The sequence below is a fragment of the Rhodoferax ferrireducens genome, assembly GCF_049302455.1.
GTDB lineage: Bacteria > Pseudomonadota > Gammaproteobacteria > Burkholderiales > Burkholderiaceae_C > Rhodoferax > Rhodoferax ferrireducens_B.
The window spans coordinates 66,204-85,277 of sequence record NZ_JBAQMD010000052.1 but is presented as its reverse complement, the minus strand read 5'-3'; the positions used below and the strand labels follow the sequence as shown (position 1 = coordinate 85,277).

The window sequence follows — 19,074 nt, the reverse complement described above, 5'->3', positions numbered from 1 at the left end:
CTCAACTCCTGACAAAAATAACGCGCGGCAGGGTCGCACGGCGCATGGTGGGCGCGGCCTGCATGGGCTGCGAATCATCTGACACCTGCCACGCCACGGTGTCTTGGGTAGTCTCGATCACCACGGACGCGGGCGATTCACTGGCCAGTTGCAGGTAGGCCACCAACTCGCCCAGACCCTGCTGCAGGGGTCTACTTTGGAGCAGCTCCGCCAAAGTGACCTGTGCCTGGGTCTGCAGGGACTTGGCGATGTGCGCGGACAGCGCCGCCTTGTCCACCCGCACCTGGGAAAACAGGGCGGCTGCATCCACGTCCTCATCACCCGCCTGCAAGGCCACGCTGGTCAGCACGGTGTGCAGTGGCGGCTGGTACAGCGGGCGCTCCAGCGGCAGCTCCACGCCCGCGCCAATCTCGTCAATCTGCATGAAATCCGGGTTGCGCAAGACAGTGGGAGCCACATCGCGCAGTGCCAAGGCCTTGCCTTCGATGCCGCGCAGAATGTCCATGATGCGGCGGTTTTCCAGCCAGGCCTTGTCGTCCAGAAAGCGGCGCAACTGCTGCGACAGCTGGGCCACGGTGCGCTGGGCGTATTCACCGGCTTCCAGCCAGTCGTAATGCACACGCTTGAGGCGCTTATCCGGCGCCAACGCAGACACCGGGGGCAGCTCCAGCACCCGTTCCAGCAACTGCGTGAACTCCTCCTGGCGCGACTGCGACATCAAAAAGTCCCAAAACGCGCGAAAGCTCTTGCCCTGGTCGGAGTCCGAAATGGCATCGCGCTCGCCCATGATCTCTTGCAGCAGCGCGCCTTTGGCACCGTCCCACAAAGCAATGCGTTCGCGCACCTTGCGGTCCAGCGCACGAAAGTTGTGCTCCACCTCCCGAAAGTCCGCCAGCAATTCACGCGCCAGGCCGGTGAACTGTTGAAAGCGGTCTTTCAGTGCGGTGTCGTCCAGCAGGGCCATGTCACCCTCGACCACACGGGCAATTTCAGCATCTATGGCATCGCGCTTTTTGTGCAGCTCGGCGATGCGGGTCTGGGGGTTGGTCTCACTGCCTTCGCTCATTTGCTTCAATAAACCAAACAAGGTGAGCAAGCGCGACTCGGTGCCAACAAAGCTGCGGTCTGACAGGCTGCCGAGCCACGCCAAAGCGCGCTCGGTGGGCGGGGTCAGGTCGAAATGGGGCTCATCTGAGCCCGCCGGGTAAAACTTGCGCAGCCAGCCCTTGTCATTGGCCGCCCAGTCGTTCAAATATTCTTGCGCCGACTTTGGAAACACCTGAGCACCCAACTGCTCGCGCAGGCCATACAGCGTGTCTTCCAGCGACTCCACCAGGTTGGACTGCGCCATCACCCGCACATTGGGCACGACAAAAACCCGGTGCAAAAAACTGGCCACCAGCGGCGCGGAGTCAGCGGCCAGCAAACGCCAGGCCGGGTGCTGGCGGCGCTGCATCTCCAGGGTGGTGTAGTCGAGGTTCATGGCGCTTCCCCGGCAGTCACGGTTCTTGCGCCATTTTTTGCAAGGTCACCACCGGCAAGTACAAACACAGCGGGTCGTCCACGGTCGCAGTAAAGCCCAACGCCGCATAAAACTTGCAGGCCTGTTCATGCTTGGCATCTACCACGATCGCATAAAGACCCACATGCTGAGAAAAATCCAGCGCCATCTGCAAAGCAAATGACATCAGTCTCTGCCCGATGCCTTGGCCATGCTGCTTCTGGTCAACTGCCAGCCTGCCAATGCGCAATATCGGTGCCGGATAGCGGGGTAACTTGAGCTTGGGGGGCAGTTGTGTGGTTTGGGCTTGTCCAACGCTGATCGAGACAAACCCCAACACGACAACTCCGTCGTCGGCCACGGCTACATAGGTTTTGCAGAAGTTTTTTCGGGCCAGTTGGCCCGCTTGCTGGCTCAGGAATTGATTGAGCTCTGGATTGCCACAATCAAACCCGCCACGCTGGTGGTGGGCGGCCAACCGCTCAATTCGCAGCGTCATTCAGCGCAAGGCCATGAGTTTGCGCAGTGCATCGGTGGGCTCAGGCGGGTTTTCGCAGGTGGCGACAAAGGCTTCAAACGCTTGCTGAGACAGCATGAGGGTGTCTTCGTCCGCCACGATGCGGCGGGCCGCCTCATACGCGTTTTGCAGCATGAAGCTGGACACGGTGGAGCCCATGATGGCCGCAGCCCGCTCAATCAGCGCTTTGGCCTCCGGGCTGGTGCGCAGGTTGATGCGAGCGGAATCGCTTGATGTGGTAACAGCAGGCATGGCGGTTCTCCTAAAAACAAAATTGTACGTCAATTTGACACACAAGTAACTCCAAACAATGCATCTTGCGCCTGCGGCGGCAGCACCCCCAAGCGCACCCAGCCGGGCAGCCCAAACGAGGTGGCATCGCGCAGCTTGATGCCCTGGGTGCGCAGCTGTGCGCACAGCGCAACAGCATCCACACCCAGCAAAGGCTGGGCGCAGAAAAACGGGGTGTCGCTGGGTTGCACGTTCCAGCCCAAGGCTTGCAGACCCTGCACCTGGCGCTGCTTCCAGCCGCGCAGCGTCTGCAGGCTGCTGTGCAACCAGGCTTGTGTGTCCGCCTGCGTCCACGCCAACAGCAGGGCCACGCCGTGTGCGCCCAGCACCCAGGATGGGGCCAGGGCGTCCAGCTGCGCGGCGGCTTGTTGCGCATCGGCGGGGGCAATGGCATAGGCAGCGCGCACACCGGTCAGGCCCAGGGCCTTGTTGGGGGAAAACAATGGCCACACCTTGGCGCGCTGCGCGTCGCTCAGGCTGGGCGTGCCACCCAGGCGCAACGGCGCGTAGGCGCTGTCGAGAACCACGGTGTTGCACAACGGCTCGGGTGCGGCGGGGCTGTTGTGCGGTGCGCCGTCTGCGGCACGGTGCACCCACGCGGGCCACGCGGTATGGGCCTGCCCCAAGGGGCTGGACGGCTCGCAGGCCCAGACCAAATCCGCTGCATCAGGCTTCGCCGTTGGCTGCAGACCCCACGCCTGCGCGGCATGGGCGTAGTCGCCATAGGCATGGCGGGGCAGGCACACGGTGCGCGGTGCCTGCTGGGTGCCCTGCCCTTTGACCCACGCCGTGATGCGAAAAATGAATTCGCTGGCGCTGCCCGCCAGCACCACGCGCCACGGTGGCACGCCGTGAAAGTGTGCCAGCGCTGCCCGCAAATCGGTATAGGCAGCGTCGGGGTAGCGGGTGGCATCGGCGGCCTGCACGGCGGCCAGGACTTGGGGGCACGGGCCACAGGCGTTGCTGTTGCTGGAGAAGTCGTACCGCGGCGCGCCCTGTGCGTCCGGTCCGCCGTGGATACGTGCCAAGGGCTTCATGGCCACACCCCATTTGCTACAAATATAATAGCTGCTTGCGCAATGACGACGAGGGCTAGAAGTGTATTTGATGCATAAACCAGGGCTTGCGCGGTATCCGGCGCAAGCGCTGCACGCCCCGCTGGGTTGAGCACATACACACCGGGTTTGCGCAAGCCCACATCCAGACCCAAGGCCATCGCCGCCATGGGCCAGCCGCTGTTGGGCGACGGGGTTTTGGCAGCCTCGGCGCGCAAACGGCCTGCCAGCGCCAAGCCTCGCACCCCTGTCGCCAGCAGCAAGAGCAGCGCGGTGATGCGCGCGGGCAGCCAGCTCAAGCCATCGTCTACGCGCGCCGCCCACTTGCCCGCCCAAGCCCAGTTCTGGCCCTTGTAGATGCCGGGGTAGCCCCACATCGCATCGGCCGTGTTGGCAAAGCGGTACAGCGCGGCGCCGGGCAGGCCCAGCAGCACAAACCAGAAAATGGGCGCGACGACCGAATCGTTCAGGTTTTCGGCCAGCGTCTCGATGGCGCTCTCGCGCACTTGCGTGTCGGTCAGCGCCGTAACATCGCGGCTCACCAGCCAGCTCAAGCGCTCCCGGCCAGCCTCAAGCGATTCAGCCAAGGCCGCTTCCACCGCCAGCACCTCGCTCTTCAGCATCGTCCAGGCCAGCAGCGGCTTGAGCAGCAGGCCCAGCAGCACGCCAGTTGCCCACCAGGGCAAGCTGCCAAGCGCCGCCTGCAAACCCCAAGCAACTCCTGAAACACTAGCTGCACCCGCACACCACACGAGGGCTGCAAGCCAAAAAGCCTTGAAGTCCGGCCGCTGCAGGCTCTGCTGGGCACGGCGCTGCACCCACGCCCCCACCCAACCCAAATAGTTGCCCATCCAAACCACCGGGTGCAAGCGCACACGCGGCTCGCCGAAGTAGCGGTCTACCGCCAGCGCCACGAGCAAAGCCAGAGCGAATGCCATCATCTTTTTTGACCCCTCAGGGCTTTGGCACCGGCTGGCCCAGGGCCTGGCCCCAGGTGTCTTCAAACAGCAAATCATCCAGGGCGCAGCGCTTGACCCAGCGCTCTTTCTGGAGCATGGGCTCCTCGTAAAAAGCATGTACCGGCCCGATGCACAGCAATGCGATCGGCTCGGCCCCGGCGGGCATCCGCAGCAAGTCTGCCACGGCAATGGGGTCGAACAGCGACACCCAGCCCACGCCCAGCCCTTCGGCACGCGCGGCCAGCCACAGGTTCTGAATGGCGCAGGCGGCCGAGGCCAGGTCCATCTGCGGCAGGGTGCGCCGGCCAAAGATATGCTTGTCACGCCCATCGGCCAGCGCCACCACCCACAGCTCGGCAGCCTCCCGCAGCCCTTCCACCTTGAGCCGCATGAAGGCTTCTTCCCGCTCGCCCAGCGCCTGGGCGGTCACCTTCCGCTCCTGCTCCACCAACTCATGCAGCCGGGTGCGCAGGGCGCTTGATGCCACACGCAAAAAACGCCAGGGCTGCATGAAACCGACGCTGGGGGCGTGGTGTGCGGCGGTGAGCAGGCGCCGCATGGCGTCGGGCGCAACCGTGCCACCGGCGAAGTGCCGCATGTCGCGGCGCTCGAAGATGGCACGGTAGACCGCACTGCGCTCGGCGGCGGAAAAGGCCATGTCGCTTGCCGGTGCCGATGCGTCTGCTTGGGCTGGTGGAGAAGTCGTCATGGGCGGGGCTCAGTCCTCAATGCCGCGCTGGGCCGGGATGCCGGCCTGGAACGCGTGCTTGACCATCTGCATCTCGGTCACGGTGTCGGCCAGTTCGATGATCTCGCTCGGGCAACGCCGCCCCGTCAACACCACATGCACATGGCTGGGGCGGGCTTTCAAAGTGTCAAGCACCTCAATCAGCGGCAGCCAGCCGTAGATCAGCGGGTAGGTGATCTCATCGAGCGTCACCATGAAGTAGTCACCGCTCAAAATGGCGGTCTTGGCCTTTTGCCAGCCCTCCCGCGCCAGTTGGGCGGAGTGCGCCAGGTCCTGGCTCTTCCAGCTGAAACCGTCGCCCAAGCCCTCGATAGGAATGCCCAGTTGCTCAAACATGCGGTGTTCGCCAAAACGGGCGCTGGGCACTTTCATGAACTGAAAAATCTTGACCGCCTTGCCACGACCATGGGCGCGCAGCGCCAGCCCAAAAGCCGCCGTGCTCTTGCCCTTGCCGTCACCGGTGTTGACAATGACCAGCCCACGCCGCTCGCCCTCGGGTTTGTCATAAGGTTTGTCTGTGGGAGGTGTTTCAACTTGCATGGGTTTGCCTTTAACTGGGGTCAGATTCCAATTGTTTTGTTTTGAAAAAATTCGAACTTAATTTGGCAGCGCCACCCACTGGTTGGCCAGCGGGTGAATGGTGATGCGCTTGTCAAACACGGCTTCCAGCGCGCGGTGCGTGGCGACATCCGAACAAGTGCCTTGGTGGGTGATGCGGCCGGCAGCCATGATGACCAGTTCATCGGCATGCAGCGCCATGGACAGTTCATGCAACACGCTGACCACCGTGTTGCCCTTGCTGACCAACGCGCGCACCACGGCCAGCCAGTCGGCCTGGTGTGGCGGGTCCAGGTTGGCCAGCGGCTCGTCCATCAGCAACACCTGCGCCTGCACCGCCAGCGCACGGGCCAGCAACACACGCTGGCGCTCGCCGCCCGAGAGTTGGCCCAGCGTGCGGCCGCGCCAGTCCCAGGCCTGGGTGGCTCTGAGCGCCTGCTCAACGGCGACCCGATCTGCTTCACTGGGAGCGGCCAGCCAGGCCTGATGCGGCAGGCGCCCCAGCATGGCCACGTCCCATACCGTCAAGTCATCGGCGGTGGATTCGTTTTGCCCGAGCCACGCCAGGCGCTGCGCCCGCTTTTTCGGGCGAATACTGTCCAAGGGCTGGCCCAGCAATTCAACGCTGCCCTGGTGCGGCAACAGTCCGGCCAGCACCTTGAGCAAGGTCGATTTACCGGCGCCGTTCGGGCCCACGATGCTGGTCCAGCGGCCAGCGGGCAGGGCCAGCGACACACCATGCAATATCTCGACATTTCCGAGTCTGGCCCTCACAGCGCGGGCGTCAACAGCTATTGAATTCATAGCGATATACCGCCACCCCGTGTGCCACGGTGCATCAGCCACAGCAGGTAGCCGCCGCCCAGCACGGCAGTGAGCACCCCCACGGGCAGCTCTTGCGGCGCAATCAGCCCCCTGGCCAGCGTGTCGGCGGCCATCAGCAACACGCCACCCATCAGGCTGGAGAGCAGGATCAACCGGCCGTGTGTGGTTTTGACCACCGAGCGCACCAGGTGGGGTGCTGCCAGGCCCACAAATGCAATCAGCCCGGTTTGCGCCACCGCCGCCCCAGTGGCCAGCGCCAGCACCGCCACCAGCGCGAAGCGCATGGAGGTGAGCGGCAACCCCAGGCTGTGCGCGGTGGCTTCGCCCAGGCTCAGGCCGTCGAGCAGGCGCGCCAACAGAGCACCCGCTGCGCTGGCCAGCAGCCACACCCCGGCCATCACCGCACACGCCGTCCAGCCGACAAACGCGGTAGAGCCCAACATGAAGGCCTGCATGGCCTGCATCGACTCGGGCGACCACAGCAACACCATGTGCGTCATGGCGCCCAGCACCACGCCCACCACCACCCCGGCCAGCAGCAGGCGCAAGGTATGTTGCACGCCGCGGGACAGCGCCAGCGTGAGCAGCACCGCCAGCACCGCACCGCCGAAAGCCGCACCAGTGAGCCCCAGGCGCACCAGCCACCCCGTGCCAAACACCGAGAACGCCGTGCCGTCGCTCATCATCGCGCCGCCCATGGTGCCCGCGCCACCGCCCATGGCGGCCAGCACCAGCGCCACGCCCAATGAGGCACCCGAAGCGCTGCCGAGCAAAAACGGATCAGCCAGCGGGTTTCGGAACAAGCCCTGTGCCAAGGCGCCTGCCAGGCCCAGCAAGGCACCGGCGGCCCACGCGCCCAGGGTGCGCGGCAAGCGGATGTCCCACACAATCTGGTGCGCCATGGCATATTGCTCAGGGTCGCGCAAAGGGTTGAGCAAAGGCCCGAGCAGGTTCTCAAACCCGGCGCTGCCCACACACACACCCAATGCGGCCAGCAACAGTGCCAGGCCCAGCAAGGCCCAGCCGATGGTAGAGGCGCGGCGCAGGTTCACGGTTTGGCGGGTCCGGTTTTGAGCCAGGGCGCGGTCGTTGTGCCAGTCCCCGCTTTGTCAGCCAGGCACTGCGCCATCAGCCGCGCACCCTCACTCATGCGTGGACCGGGGCGCACCAGCACGTCTGACTGAATGGTGCTGAACACACACAAGCGATGTTCACGCAAGGCCCGCAAACTCTGCCAGCCCGGGCGCTGTGCCATGCTGTCCGCGCTGCGCTGGCCAATCATGATCACATCCGGGTTGGCGCGCACCACAAATTCAGGGTTGAGCTTGGGGAAGGGCCCCAGCTTGGGCCCAATGATGTTTTTGACCCCCAGCCGGGTGAGCGTCTCGCCGATGAAGGACGACTCGCCCGCGCCGTAGGGACCGGGGTTCACCTCAAAATAGACCCGCGTTGAGGCAACGCTTTTGGGCAAGGACTGCGCTGCGGCCGAGATGGCGGCGTCAATGGTGCGCCAGATGCCTTGCGCGTCGGTCACAGCCAAAACCTGGCCGATTTTTTCGAGCACACGCTTCACATCGGCATGGGTTTTAGGCTCCAGCGCCACCACTTTGATGCCCAGCGACTGCAGCCGTTCACCCACACGCGACGAGGTGGCCATCAGCACCACATCCGGCTTGAGCGCCACAATGGCCTCAATATTGGGGTCCAGCCCGCCGCCGACTTGGGGCAGGTTTTTGACACTTTCCGGGTAATTGGAATAGCGGTCCACACCGACCAGCCTGGCGCATTGCCCCAGTGCGCAAACGGTTTCAGTCAGTGACGGCAGCAGGCTGACGATGCGCTGGGGAGCTTGGGCAAAGGTAACGCTGACACCTCTGTCATCAACCACCTGAAAGGCTTGAGCTGCATGCGAGACAAGCAGCATCAACAGTAGTAAAACGCTCTTCATGGCACCGCTTTCAAGGTCAAAGGCAAACCCGCTGCCATCAAGGTCACACGTTGGCAAACCTGGGCCACGCTTTGGTTCAACAGACCCAGCGCATCGACAAAGGCGCGCACCTCGCGACCCATCGGAATCACGCCCAGGCCGATCTCGTTGCCGACCAGCACAAGCGGGCCGGGGGCGCCGGCAATTGCTTCCAAAAGAATAGCTACATGCGCTTGATGGACGGTGGCTAGAGGCCTATTTGTTATAAATTTTTCTGCAGCGTTGTGGCGGCGCGGGTCCTCGGTCACCGTGCTCGCATCGATGGGCATCAGGCAATTGGTCAACCACAGGGTGAGGCAGTCGACCACGATCAGGGTGTCGGGGCGGCTATGCGCGCCAATCGCCTCGGCCAGCTTGAACGATTCTTCCACCGTGCCCATGCCCGGCACGCGCTGCGCCCGGTCTGCCTGATGGCGCGCAATACGCTGGCGCATCTCTTCGTCCCCGGCTTGAGCGGTGGCGATCAACAGCGCGTGGTGTTTGTCAGACTGCTTCAGCCAGCTTTGCGCCAGCGCCTCTGCCCGGCGCGACTTGCCGCTTTTCTGGCCCCCCAGAATCAACTCACTGCGTGCAACACTTAAGGTTGTCATGCCAATTTCTCCGCTCCACCACCCTGGCGACTCCAATCCATCACGATGCGGTGCAATTGCGCCACACCATCGGTCAACGCCGCTGGGCCGGGCTGCAGGATATCGGCCGACTTGATCTCAAACAATTGCCCGGTTTTGACTGCGTTCACCTCGCCCCAACCCGCACGCGCCGCCACGTTCTCAGGGCGAAACTTCTTGCCGCACCACGAGCCGATGATGATGTCGGGGTTACGCCTGACGATCTCTGCACCGTCCGCAATGATGCGGTTCTTGCCCATGGACTGGGCGGCCAATTCAGGAAAACAGTCATCCCCGCCCGCAATACCGATCAGCTCGGACACCCACTGAATGGCGCTGATGTGCGGCACATCCCATTCTTCAAAATAGATTTTTGGGCGGCGTGGCAAGGCGGCAGCGGCATCCGCCATCACGCTCAGTTGACGCTGCATTTCAGCAATTAAAGCCAGGCCCTGTTCACCCTGCCCGACCATCGCCGCCACTTGGTAGAGCACCGAAAAAATCTCAAGCACGCTGCGCTGATTAAAGATGGTGACCTGCACGCCTGCGCGAATCAGGCTACTTGCAATGTCGGCCTGCATGTCGGAAAAACCCAGCACGCAGTCCGGCTGCAAGGCCAGAATTTTGTCCATCTTGGCGCTGGTGAACGCACTGACCCGGGGTTTCTCGTCGCGCGCCCGCCGCGGCCGCACGGTGTAGCCCGAAATCCCCACAATGCGATGTTCCTGCCCCAGCAAGTACAACCACTCGGTGGTTTCTTCGGTCATGCAGACGATGCGCTGCGGGCCTGCGGGTTGGCACGCCCAACTGGGGTTTTGAGCCGATGCGCTTGTTACCTGATTCATGGCGCAGTTCCTGGCGGCGGCACGTCAACGGGCGGCGAAAACAGCGCAACCACCGCCGCCGGGCAGGAGGCAAACCAGGCATGAAAATAACTGGCCTGAATCGACCCCACCCGGTACAGCGCCTCGCCTGCTTCGGGCGCGGGCTCACAGCCGGGCCGCGCGGTGCGCCAACGCGCTTGCAGCGGGGTCGCACAGGTCGAATAGTGAAAAGTGTGGCCGCGCAGCGTGCCAGCTTCCAGCACCAGTTGCTGCGGCCCCAAGGCGGCCAGCCGCTTTTGCATGGTCACGGTGCCGGGCAGCAGGCCCCACTGCGCCTGCATGCCCCCTTCCAGCGTGACCAGGATGTCAAACAACACCATCATGCCGCCGCACTCGGCCCACACCGGTTTGTGTTGCGCCACATGCGCGGCCAGACTGTCACACAGCGTCTTGTTCGCGGCCAGTTGCGCCGCGTGCAATTCAGGATAGCCGCCGGGCAGCCAGACCGCATCACAAGGCGGCAAAGCAGCGTCATTCAAAGGCGAGAAAAATACCACGTCAGCGCCCAGATCGCGCAAGCAGTCCAGATTGGCGGCGTAGATAAAGCAAAACGCCGCATCAAGCGCCACCGCCACGGTGCGCCCTGCCAGCGGCAAACCAATAGAAACGGGCGTTTCTGAAGAGGTGGGCGCAGGAGAAAACGTCACATTCCAGCGCTTCAGGTCAGCCAGCGACATCTGCCCCAAGGGCGTGGCCGCCAGGGCATCGGCTGCGGCATCCAGCCTTGCGAGGGCATCGGTCACTTCACCAGCCACCGTCAAGCCCAAATGCCGCTCGGGCAAAACCATGGCCGGGTTGCGCATCAGCGCCCCCAGCCACCGCTCTGGCTCGCGCACACTGGCCTGGAGCATGCCGGCGTGCGAGGTGCTGGCGACCCGGTTGGCCAGCACCCCGGCCCACGGCATCTCAGGGCGGTAATGCTGCAAGCCAAACGCCAGCGCGCCAAAGGTGCCGGCCATGGCGCTCGCGTCAATCACTGCCAGCACCGGCAGGCCAAAGCGTTGCGCCAGGTCGGCGGCGCTGGGCTTGCCGTCAAACAAACCCATAACACCCTCGACGAGGATCAAATCCGCCTCCCGCGCCGCTGCCGCCAGCCGCGCGAGGCAGTCGGCCTCGCCATTGATCCACAAGTCCAGCTGGTACACCGGTGCGCCGCAGGCAAGTGCGTGCCAATGCGGGTCCAGAAAATCAGGCCCGCACTTGAACACGCGCACTTTGGCACCTTGTCGCGTGTGCAGCCGCGCCAGGGCTGACACCACGGTGGTTTTGCCCTGGCCGGAGGCCGGGGCGGCGATGAGGATGGCGGGACAGGACAACATGGACATGGATGAACCTTTCAAGGCCGCTGACTCACTGCAGCGCCCATTTCAGACCGAGGTACAGGGTACGCCCCTCTGTGGCATAGGTGCGTGCCGTCTGGTAATCCTTGTCTGCCAGGTTGTCGACTCGCGCCAACAGGGTCACGTCATGCGCGATGCGGGTGCTGGCAGAAAGATTGACCACGGTATAGCCTCCCAGCTCAGTTGTATTGGCCAGGTCATCAAAGCGTTTGCCCGATGCCTGCAGCTCAGCCCCCAGATGCCAGCTGGCGGCTTGTGTGTCGGCCCCCAATGTGAGGTGACGACGGGCACGGCGCGCCAGCTCTTTGCCAGTGTCGAGGTCTTTGGGGTTCTGAAAGTCGACCGAGGCGCGCAGGTTGACACCGGCCAACGCGTACGTTCCTGACAGCGTGATGCCTTCGTAGCGGGCACGGGCCACACTGTCGTAACACCCCCAGGGCGATACACAAGCACCGGGGCCGTTGACATAGGTAATCAGGTTGCTGACGTCATTTTGGTAAACCACCGCGCCCAGGCTGCTGGTGCCATCCACGTAGTGGAAACCTGCTTCGATATTGCGGCTGGTTTCGGGCTGCAGGCTGCTGACACCGTAGTCGCTGAAACGCTGGTACAGGGTTGGTGCACGAAAGGCCGTTCCTGCCGATGCAGTCAACCGCAATTTTGGCGAAACCGCATAGCCGTAAGCCGCGCTGCCGGTGCTCTCGCCACCAAAACCGCTGTCGTCGTCGTGCCTGAGGTTGAGCTGAAGCGTGTGGCTGGCCTGGGCGAAACCATAACCCAGCGCGACAGCGTTTTGAGTGCGGTTGCGGGTGGGGCCGACCGAGGTGTTTTCCAGCTCGTCTTGCCTGCGCTCCAGCGTGGCCGTAGCCAGATGCGGGCCAACACGCCATTCGTTTTGAAACAGGTAGCCGCGCAATTTTGTCTTGGTCAGGTAGCTTGAGGGGGTGGTTTCGTAATCTTCGCTGCTGTCGGTCAGGCTCAGCTTGGTACTGTAGGCATCGGTCCACTGGGCGTTCCAGTTCAGGCCCAAAGTGCGCAATTGATGGCGACTGAGGTCATCCACCGGACTCGCAGGGGTGTAAACAAAAGCATCGTATTGGGCTTGCAGGTCGCTGGCCAGCAAAGTGGCCTCCAGACGATGGGCACGGTTCACCTGAAGACCCAAACGCGCATTGGCAGACGTGCTGTCGTAACCATCCTGATCCGGGTTGCGTACGCCGTCAGCCGGTTTGCGCAAACGCAGTGGCTGCACATCAAAACCATTGCTTGTTTCATGCGCCAGGCCCAGCGAATAGTCGAACGCATCGCCAATGCCAGCTGCACCGCTGATGCCCGCCTCCAGTTTGCGCAACCCATGGCTCCCCAAGCCAACACCAGCGTAAGGTGCCGCCGGGCCTTCACCACGTCGGGTGAAGAGCTGAATCACGCCATTGATCGCATCCGAGCCATAAACGGCACCCGCAGGGCCGCGCAACACTTCGATGCGATCAATCTGAGCCAATGGAATGCTCTCCCAAGCCACACCGCCGCTGCCAGATTGTGCGTCCAGACGCACGCCATCCAGGTACACCGCCGTGTGTTGCGAATTGCCGCCGCGCAGGTAGACGCTGGTCGTGCCGCCAACACCACCGCTGCGACTTATCTCCAAGCCGGGCTGGCGGGCCAACACATCAGCCACACCGGCGGCACCGCTTCGCTCGATCATGGCGCGGTCAATGATCGACACATCGGCAAGCACATCAGTCAGGGGGATCGCCATACGCGTGGCAGTCACCACCACCTCTTTAAGCACCACCTCGGACTGGCCCTGTGCCAGCACCGAAAAAGCAGGAAAAGCCGCAAAAACAGCCAAAACAGACACGCCCAGGCGCACGGGTGCGCGACCGCGTTTGGGAAATACAGAAGTCTTCATAGTTGAGAAATGGAACCATCAAAAAGCCCTCACCGTCGTCCCCGACAGTGCCTGAGCGTCACGGTTTCACGCCAGGCGTGCAACCACCGTGTTGGCCGGTATCCGGGCTGGTGGAATCAACCTCCATCGCCTTCCCAAGCGCGTGTTCAGAACGCTCAGTGGCTGTGATGGAAGCGGAATTTTGCAATTCGTCCACTTACCGTTGCGGGGGCAGCGCAGGTTAGCCAGACCATTCGGCACTTCGACAAGCTCAGTGCGAACGGCGTGACCTCCTGCTTCCCGTTGAACTGCGGCGTGTGAACCACACCGCGAGCACCAACGCGGTGGATTCTACCGCCGACGGCTTTTCCAAACCCTACAATAACGGTCTATGTCGAACCCCCCTCAAATCGACCAAGTCGCCGAACGTGTCGAGCGTTTGCTTGTCCGTTACGAAGAACTGCAACGCACCAACACCTTGCTCAGCGAGCAGGTCCATGCTCTTTCCCAGGAACGCGACTCCCTGAAATCCCGACTGAGTGCCGCCCGCGCCCGGGTCGACGCGCTGCTGCAACGGTTGCCAGAGGCGACACCAAACCAAGCGCACAAAGGGACGGAATGAAACAGCTCGAAGTTCAAATCATGGGGCAAGCGTACCTGCTGGGTTGTCCCGATGGGGGCGAGTCCCGCCTGCTGGAGGCCGTGGAAAAGGTTGACACGGCCATGTGCAGGATTCGCGACGGCGGCAAAGTCCGGGCGCGTGATCGCATCGCTGTGCTGGCCGCGCTCAACTTGGCCTTTGATCTGGCCGACAAAGGCTCAGACGCTGTTCATGCGCCTGTCCACGCGGCTTCATTCGGCACGGGGGACAACCCGGCACAAGGCGTTCAAACGCCGGACGACAGACTGCTGCTGGCCTCGCTGCTGGAGCGACTTGACGTCGCGCTGGGCACAGATGGTCGCCTGCTTTGATCCGTTAATTTTTTACCCGTAACTGCGATTCAAGCTCTACAATAATCTCGTCTGCAGTGTTCGCCGGGCTTTATAGTTCCTTGAACCAATGCTCTTAGAGCCCGGGCTTGGAACATCACTGGTCAAGCGTGATCGTCTCGCGTTAGATGAACCCAATGACCAGTTGACCTCGCCCACCTGAACCCCGGTTCAGGATGCCGGTCCGGTGACTCTGCAGACACCTTTTCTACTCTCTCCCCTCCCCCTTGCATGAATTTTGAACCAGCCCTGATCCTTGAACTCGTGCTCTTAGGGCTGGGCACAGGTTTTTTGGCGGGCTTGCTGGGCATTGGCGGGGGCATGATGATGGTGCCCTTTATCACCATCATTCTGTCCGGGCGCGGGGTGAGCCCCAACCTGGCGGTCAAGATGGCAATCGCCACGTCCATGGCCACCATCCTCTTCACCTCGGTTTCGAGCGTGCGCGCCCACCACAAACGCGGCGCCGTGCGCTGGGATCTGGTCAGGGGCCTGGCGCCGGGCATCCTGTTGGGCGGCGCCGTGGCCAGCCTGGGCGTTTTTGCCCTGCTCAAAGGCTCCTGGTTAGCGCTGTTTTTTGCCGCCTTTGTGAGCTTTTCCGCGACCCAGATGTTTCTGGACAAAAAACCCGCACCCACACGACAGGTGCCGGGTACTGCTGGCCTGATTGGCGCCGGTGGCGTCATCGGCTTTCTATCGGGACTGGTCGGTGCCGGTGGCGGCTTTGTGAGTGTGCCCTTCATGACCTGGTGCAATGTCGCCATCCACAACGCAGTGGCTACTTCTGCGGCATTGGGCTTTCCAATCGCCTTGGCGAACGTGGTGGGCTACGTCATCGGCGGCCAGGAGGTGCAAAACCTGCCCCCGTATTCATTCGGCTACATCTGGTTGCCGGCGCTGGGGGTAATCGCATCTTGCAGCGTCCTCACCGCGCCGTTGGGTGCACGGGCCGCCCATACTTTGCCAGTGAAACAACTCAAACGCGTATTTGCCAGCATCCTGTACCTGCTGGCGGCTTACATGCTGTACCGGGGGCTGTCCAGCCTGTAACGCCAGTGCCGCGCGCGGCGGGCTAATCGCGCGGAAATGACGCCATCAGTCGCTCAAACTCCTCGGCAGGCAGTCCGGGGGAACACAGAAAACCTTGAAAAGATTCGCAATTGAGCCCCGCCAGGTAGTCTCGTTGCGCGATGGTTTCGACCCCCTCTGCGACCACTTTTAATTTGAGTCCGCGCGCCATGCCAATAGTCGCACTCACGATGGCGCGGTCACCTTCGTCGTCAGGCAGGCCCATGACAAAAGAGCGATCAATCTTGAGCTTGGAGATGGGGAATTTTTTCAGGTAAGCCAAGCTCGAATAGCCGGTGCCAAAGTCATCAATCGACAGGGCGACTCCGAGGGCCGCCAGTGCATGCAAACGGTTCAAGGTCTCATTGGCATCCCTGACCAAAATGGTCTCTGTCAATTCGAGTTCCAGAAGATACGGTGCCAATCCGGAATCCTTCAGCACGCTCGCCACAATCTCCACAAAATCGGTTTGCTGAAACTGCAGTGCCGACACGTTGACCGACACCGTCACCGGCGTGCCAGCGTTCTGCCAGAGCACCGCTTGCCGCACGGCCTCTTTAAGCACCCAGGTGCCAATCGTGATGATGAAGCCGGATTCCTCTGCCAAGGGAATGAACAACACGGGCGACACATTGCCCAGTTCGCCATCCAGCCAGCGAATCAGCGCCTCCACGCCCACCAACTGGCCGTTGGCCAGGGAAATTTGCGGCTGGTAGTGCAGCCGGAACATACCCTGCTCCATGGCCCGGCGCATGGCATGATCCATCTTCATGCGCGACAGCAAATCAACATTCATCTGCGGTTGATAAAAACGGAAACTGCCGCGACCGCGCTCCTTGACCAGATACATCGCCGTGTCAGCGCACTTGATCAACTCATCGAGCGAGCGGCCATCGGCCGGATACAGGGCGATACCCATACTGCACCCAACCGAAAAGCTGGTTTCCTCGATCAGAAAAGCCTGCGCCATCAGGTCCAGAATGCGGTGTGCCAACACTTCAGCGCCGCGGGCATCAATTTCCTGGACAAAAATGACAAAGTCGTCGCCACCGAGCCGACACAAGGTGTCGGCGTCACGCAAACAACGTTTGATACGCTCCGCCACCTCGATCAGAACCCGGTCGCCAAACACATGCCCCATCGAGTCATTGATATTCTTGAAGTGATCCAGATCCAGAAAGAAAACACCAAACTGCGAGCCGTGGCGCTCGGCCATGCGCAAGGCAAAGCCGACTCGCTGTGACAACAATAATTTATTGGGCAGACCGGTCAGGGCGTCGCTGTACGCCAGTTGCTCAATGCGTTTTTGGGCCGCCAATTCTTCGGTCAGGTCCTTGAAGAAGCAAATGGTGTGCAAGACAGCGCCGTCCTCTTCACGCAACAAGACCCACGACAGATGAACGGCACAAGCGGCACGACCGGCACGGTCAAGCCAGACCTGCCCGCGCCAGAAGCCCTCATCGCGCAGCACTTGTTCCACACGAACCATCAGTTCAGGGTCACGCGGATCCTGAAATAAACTCCTGGCGGATTCCCCCAGCAATTGAGCTTGAGAAGTGTCTGTCAAACGCTCACAAACCGGATTGACTGCCAGGATCTTCAGGTCCGGAGCCGTGATGAAAATGGCATCCACGCTCGACTCAAACACTTTGGCCGCCAGACGCAGTCTGGACTGGGCATCAACACTTTGCGTGATGTCCCGAAACGAGAACACCCGACCGGTCGCTTGACCTCTGCTGAATTGCGGCCGTGACACCCGCTCCAGTAAACGCCCAGTGATCAGGATCAACACATCGGTGGTTTCCAGCAAGGGACTCTCAGCAATCACCCGCAGGCGCGTCTCGTATGCCGCAGCGTCGAGCACCCGCGAGGCCAGATGGCCGTGCAAGGCCCGGTCATTGGGATTCAAAAGCAGCTCTTCGGGCACATCCCACATGGCGGCAAAATGCCGGTTGTAGTTGCGGATGTCGCCACTGCGATCAATGACCAGAATGCCATCGGCAGTTGATTCGAGTGTGGCCCGCAGCTCTGCCACCAAGCTTTCAAGTTCATCTTCGGTGCGGCGCTGCTGACGCAGATCGCGAATGCCCACCACATACACCGCGCGCCCCGCTTCGGGCCAAACCCGGCTGACGCGGCGTTCCACCGGAACGGCCATGCCATCGGCACCACGCAACAGGGTCTCCGAGTGAATGCCATCAACCAAACCAGCGGCGATGTCCTCCCAAAAGAACTGGTCTTCTGGCGTGACAGTCAACTCAATAGCGGGCTTGCCCACCAAATCCTCTGCCTCCAAACCCAACAAGTCGGCCGCTGCGCGATTGACCGCGAGGATGCGCAAACTCACCGGATCAACCAGCCAGACGGCCTCGATCAAACCCTCAATCAAGAGGCCCCAGGCCGCGGGCTTCACAGCCCCACCTCGTCTGACGGTGACCCAATTGCTTTTTCGAAAAAATAACAAATTCGCTGCCGCGGCGATAGGTAATCCATGGCCTCCCGAGGCAAACTCGCCGGCTTGAGACTGCGCCGAATGCCCAGGGCGGGTGATTGCTCCAAGTCCAGAATCAGTGCCTCATGCTTGGGAACACGAGGTTCATGCACGATCACCTGGGGCCTAAGGGGCCGGGTGGAATTAACCGATACCACCAGGGCAAATCGTTCATCAGCCAATTGCACCACCGAGCCCGGCGGATAAACCCCCATCATGCGGATAAAGGCACCCAGTATCACGCTATCGAAACGGGATTTCAGTTGAGCAAAGATGAGTGCCAGGGCTTCATGCGGGGTGACGGCAGTCGAAGGCCGGCTCGGATTACACAAGTTGTCATACTGGTTCACCAGTGACAAAATTTTGCTTGGCACGGACAAGCTGTCACCCTTCAGCCTGGCTGGGAAACCGCTTCCGTCCATCGCCTCGTGATGCTGGACGATGGCTTGCAAGGCGCCCGCTGTCAAGTCCATGTGCCGACCCAGAGGGACACCTTGGGCAACATGCTCCTGGTACAAGTTGTATTCAGCTTTTGAAAAATTTTCATCTGGCCAGCGCACCCGATCCGGCAGACGGGATTTGCCGATGTCATGCAAGAACGCCGCCATGCCCAGATCAAGCATGTCCGGCTGCGACAAGCCCAGAGACCGGCCGAGCAGCAGAGAAAGAATGGTCACATTGACCGGATGCATGGATGCTTTGTCCCCCATCCCCTCAGACAACAGGCGAATGGCCAACTCGCCCTCCTGCAGCATATCGCCAACAAACCCGCCGACCACGCCAAGACACTGTTGCTTGGCCGCGCCAGGGAAGGCACTGATTTGCTCTACCGCCAGCTTGTAGTGTTGAATGGCGTCAACAAAGCGGCGTTCACAGACGATCAGACTGTTATGTTGGGCGCTCAGCAAATCACTGCGTTGTCGCCGAAGACGATGCTCATCAGTTGACGCCAGCGTGCTCTCCGGCTTGGCTTGTTCGCCCGGGTTGTCGCCCGCCAGGACCTTGGCGCCATCGGCATTTGCCAATCCTGGCAACAGATCGCTTTTGCCACGAAAATAACGAACACGTTTTAGACCCAGGCCGCGAATCACCTCAAGCTGTTTCTCAGAGGAAATTTTGAAGCTTCTGGTGGGAAACGGATGGGACATCCAGCCGAGCTCAAGCTCGATGAACATGCCGGGTCGCAACTGATGGATTTCAATCAATTCGAACTGGGCTTCGTCCATATGTAATTCAGTTTGGCGGCCCTGTTTTTTACGAGCACAGCAATATTTGACACAAAAATCTTCATCTGACGGATGAACACTTCCTCCGTATGCTTTCGAGAATATCATGCCAAAAGCAAAGAAAAAGGAATCCCG

Annotated in this window: 19 protein-coding genes and 1 riboswitch; of the genes, 3 read left to right on the top strand and 16 right to left on the bottom strand. The window is 61.6% G+C overall.

The window, feature by feature from the left end:
- Position 1: 1 nt before the first annotated feature.
- The 14 genes from WA157_RS09460 to WA157_RS09395 are packed head-to-tail and all read right to left on the bottom strand — an operon-like array spanning position 2 to position 13,185.
- A complete protein-coding gene (locus tag WA157_RS09460; protein ID WP_422620697.1) occupies positions 2–1,483 on the bottom strand; it encodes a DUF3375 domain-containing protein in 1,482 nt (493 codons plus the stop codon).
- Between the two features lie 16 nt (positions 1,484–1,499).
- On the bottom strand, positions 1,500–2,000 hold the full coding sequence (locus WA157_RS09455) for a GNAT family N-acetyltransferase (protein WP_422620696.1): 501 nt from the start codon (positions 1,998–2,000) through the stop codon (positions 1,500–1,502).
- On the bottom strand, positions 2,001–2,270 hold the full coding sequence (locus tag WA157_RS09450; protein ID WP_422620695.1) for a DUF1778 domain-containing protein: 270 nt from the start codon (positions 2,268–2,270) through the stop codon (positions 2,001–2,003). It lies immediately after the preceding gene.
- 29 nt (positions 2,271–2,299) lie between these two features.
- Positions 2,300–3,346, bottom strand: coding sequence for an aminotransferase class I/II-fold pyridoxal phosphate-dependent enzyme (locus WA157_RS09445; protein ID WP_422620694.1), 1,047 nt, complete (start codon positions 3,344–3,346; stop codon positions 2,300–2,302).
- Positions 3,343–4,305, bottom strand: coding sequence for an adenosylcobinamide-phosphate synthase CbiB (cbiB, locus tag WA157_RS09440; protein WP_422620693.1), 963 nt, complete (start codon positions 4,303–4,305; stop codon positions 3,343–3,345). Before cbiB ends, WA157_RS09445 begins: the two co-directional genes overlap by 4 nt.
- A 13-nt stretch (positions 4,306–4,318) precedes the next feature.
- Positions 4,319–5,032 carry a 5,6-dimethylbenzimidazole synthase gene (gene bluB, locus WA157_RS09435; RefSeq protein ID WP_422620692.1) on the bottom strand — a complete coding sequence of 238 codons (714 nt, stop codon included), beginning with the start codon at positions 5,030–5,032 and terminating at the stop codon, positions 4,319–4,321.
- A 9-nt stretch (positions 5,033–5,041) separates the two neighbouring features.
- Complete coding sequence (gene cobO, locus WA157_RS09430; protein WP_422620691.1) at positions 5,042–5,611, bottom strand: cob(I)yrinic acid a,c-diamide adenosyltransferase; 570 nt, start codon at positions 5,609–5,611, stop codon at positions 5,042–5,044.
- Positions 5,612–5,668: 57 nt separating this feature from the next.
- Complete coding sequence (locus WA157_RS09425) at positions 5,669–6,433, bottom strand: ABC transporter ATP-binding protein (protein WP_422620690.1); 765 nt, start codon at positions 6,431–6,433, stop codon at positions 5,669–5,671.
- On the bottom strand, positions 6,430–7,506 hold the full coding sequence (locus WA157_RS09420) for a FecCD family ABC transporter permease (protein ID WP_422620689.1): 1,077 nt from the start codon (positions 7,504–7,506) through the stop codon (positions 6,430–6,432). The genes WA157_RS09425 and WA157_RS09420 overlap by 4 nt, the downstream gene beginning before the upstream one ends.
- Positions 7,503–8,402 (bottom strand): ABC transporter substrate-binding protein, encoded by a 900-nt coding sequence (locus WA157_RS09415; RefSeq protein WP_422620688.1) that lies wholly within the window; start codon positions 8,400–8,402, stop codon positions 7,503–7,505. The genes WA157_RS09420 and WA157_RS09415 overlap by 4 nt, the downstream gene beginning before the upstream one ends.
- The gene (locus tag WA157_RS09410; protein ID WP_422620687.1) at positions 8,399–9,031 is read right to left on the bottom strand and encodes a bifunctional adenosylcobinamide kinase/adenosylcobinamide-phosphate guanylyltransferase; all 633 of its coding nucleotides are present in this window, start codon (positions 9,029–9,031) and stop codon (positions 8,399–8,401) included. Before WA157_RS09410 ends, WA157_RS09415 begins: the two co-directional genes overlap by 4 nt.
- Positions 9,028–9,894, bottom strand: a complete 867-nt coding sequence (locus WA157_RS09405) for an ABC transporter substrate-binding protein (protein WP_422620686.1) — start codon at positions 9,892–9,894, stop codon at positions 9,028–9,030. The genes WA157_RS09410 and WA157_RS09405 overlap by 4 nt, the downstream gene beginning before the upstream one ends.
- The gene (locus WA157_RS09400; RefSeq protein ID WP_422620709.1) at positions 9,891–11,252 is read right to left on the bottom strand and encodes a cobyrinate a,c-diamide synthase; all 1,362 of its coding nucleotides are present in this window, start codon (positions 11,250–11,252) and stop codon (positions 9,891–9,893) included. The genes WA157_RS09405 and WA157_RS09400 overlap by 4 nt, the downstream gene beginning before the upstream one ends.
- 31 nt (positions 11,253–11,283) lie before the next feature.
- Positions 11,284–13,185: a TonB-dependent receptor domain-containing protein gene (locus WA157_RS09395; RefSeq protein WP_422620685.1), complete on the bottom strand. Its 1,902-nt coding sequence runs from the start codon at positions 13,183–13,185 to the stop codon at positions 11,284–11,286.
- Between the two features lie 76 nt (positions 13,186–13,261).
- Positions 13,262–13,520: riboswitch (cobalamin riboswitch) on the bottom strand.
- 35 nt (positions 13,521–13,555) lie between these two features.
- On the opposite strand from WA157_RS09395, the gene zapB reads away from it, so the two are divergent.
- The 3 genes from zapB to WA157_RS09380 all read left to right on the top strand — a co-directional run bounded on the left by zapB (position 13,556) and on the right by WA157_RS09380 (position 15,204).
- A complete protein-coding gene (gene zapB / locus WA157_RS09390; RefSeq protein ID WP_422620684.1) occupies positions 13,556–13,786 on the top strand; it encodes a cell division protein ZapB in 231 nt (76 codons plus the stop codon).
- The gene (locus WA157_RS09385; RefSeq protein WP_422620683.1) at positions 13,783–14,136 is read left to right on the top strand and encodes a cell division protein ZapA; all 354 of its coding nucleotides are present in this window, start codon (positions 13,783–13,785) and stop codon (positions 14,134–14,136) included. Before zapB ends, WA157_RS09385 begins: the two co-directional genes overlap by 4 nt.
- A gap of 249 nt (positions 14,137–14,385) precedes the next feature.
- Positions 14,386–15,204: a sulfite exporter TauE/SafE family protein gene (locus WA157_RS09380; protein WP_422620682.1), complete on the top strand. Its 819-nt coding sequence runs from the start codon at positions 14,386–14,388 to the stop codon at positions 15,202–15,204.
- Between the two features lie 22 nt (positions 15,205–15,226).
- Here WA157_RS09380 and WA157_RS09375 read toward each other — a convergent pair whose 3' ends face one another.
- Together WA157_RS09375 and WA157_RS09370 are read right to left on the bottom strand one after the other, a co-directional pair.
- A complete protein-coding gene (locus WA157_RS09375; RefSeq protein ID WP_422620681.1) occupies positions 15,227–17,635 on the bottom strand; it encodes a sensor domain-containing protein in 2,409 nt (802 codons plus the stop codon).
- Complete coding sequence (locus WA157_RS09370; RefSeq protein ID WP_422620680.1) at positions 17,632–19,047, bottom strand: HD-GYP domain-containing protein; 1,416 nt, start codon at positions 19,045–19,047, stop codon at positions 17,632–17,634. Before WA157_RS09370 ends, WA157_RS09375 begins: the two co-directional genes overlap by 4 nt.
- Between the last annotated feature and the right edge of the window lie 27 nt (positions 19,048–19,074).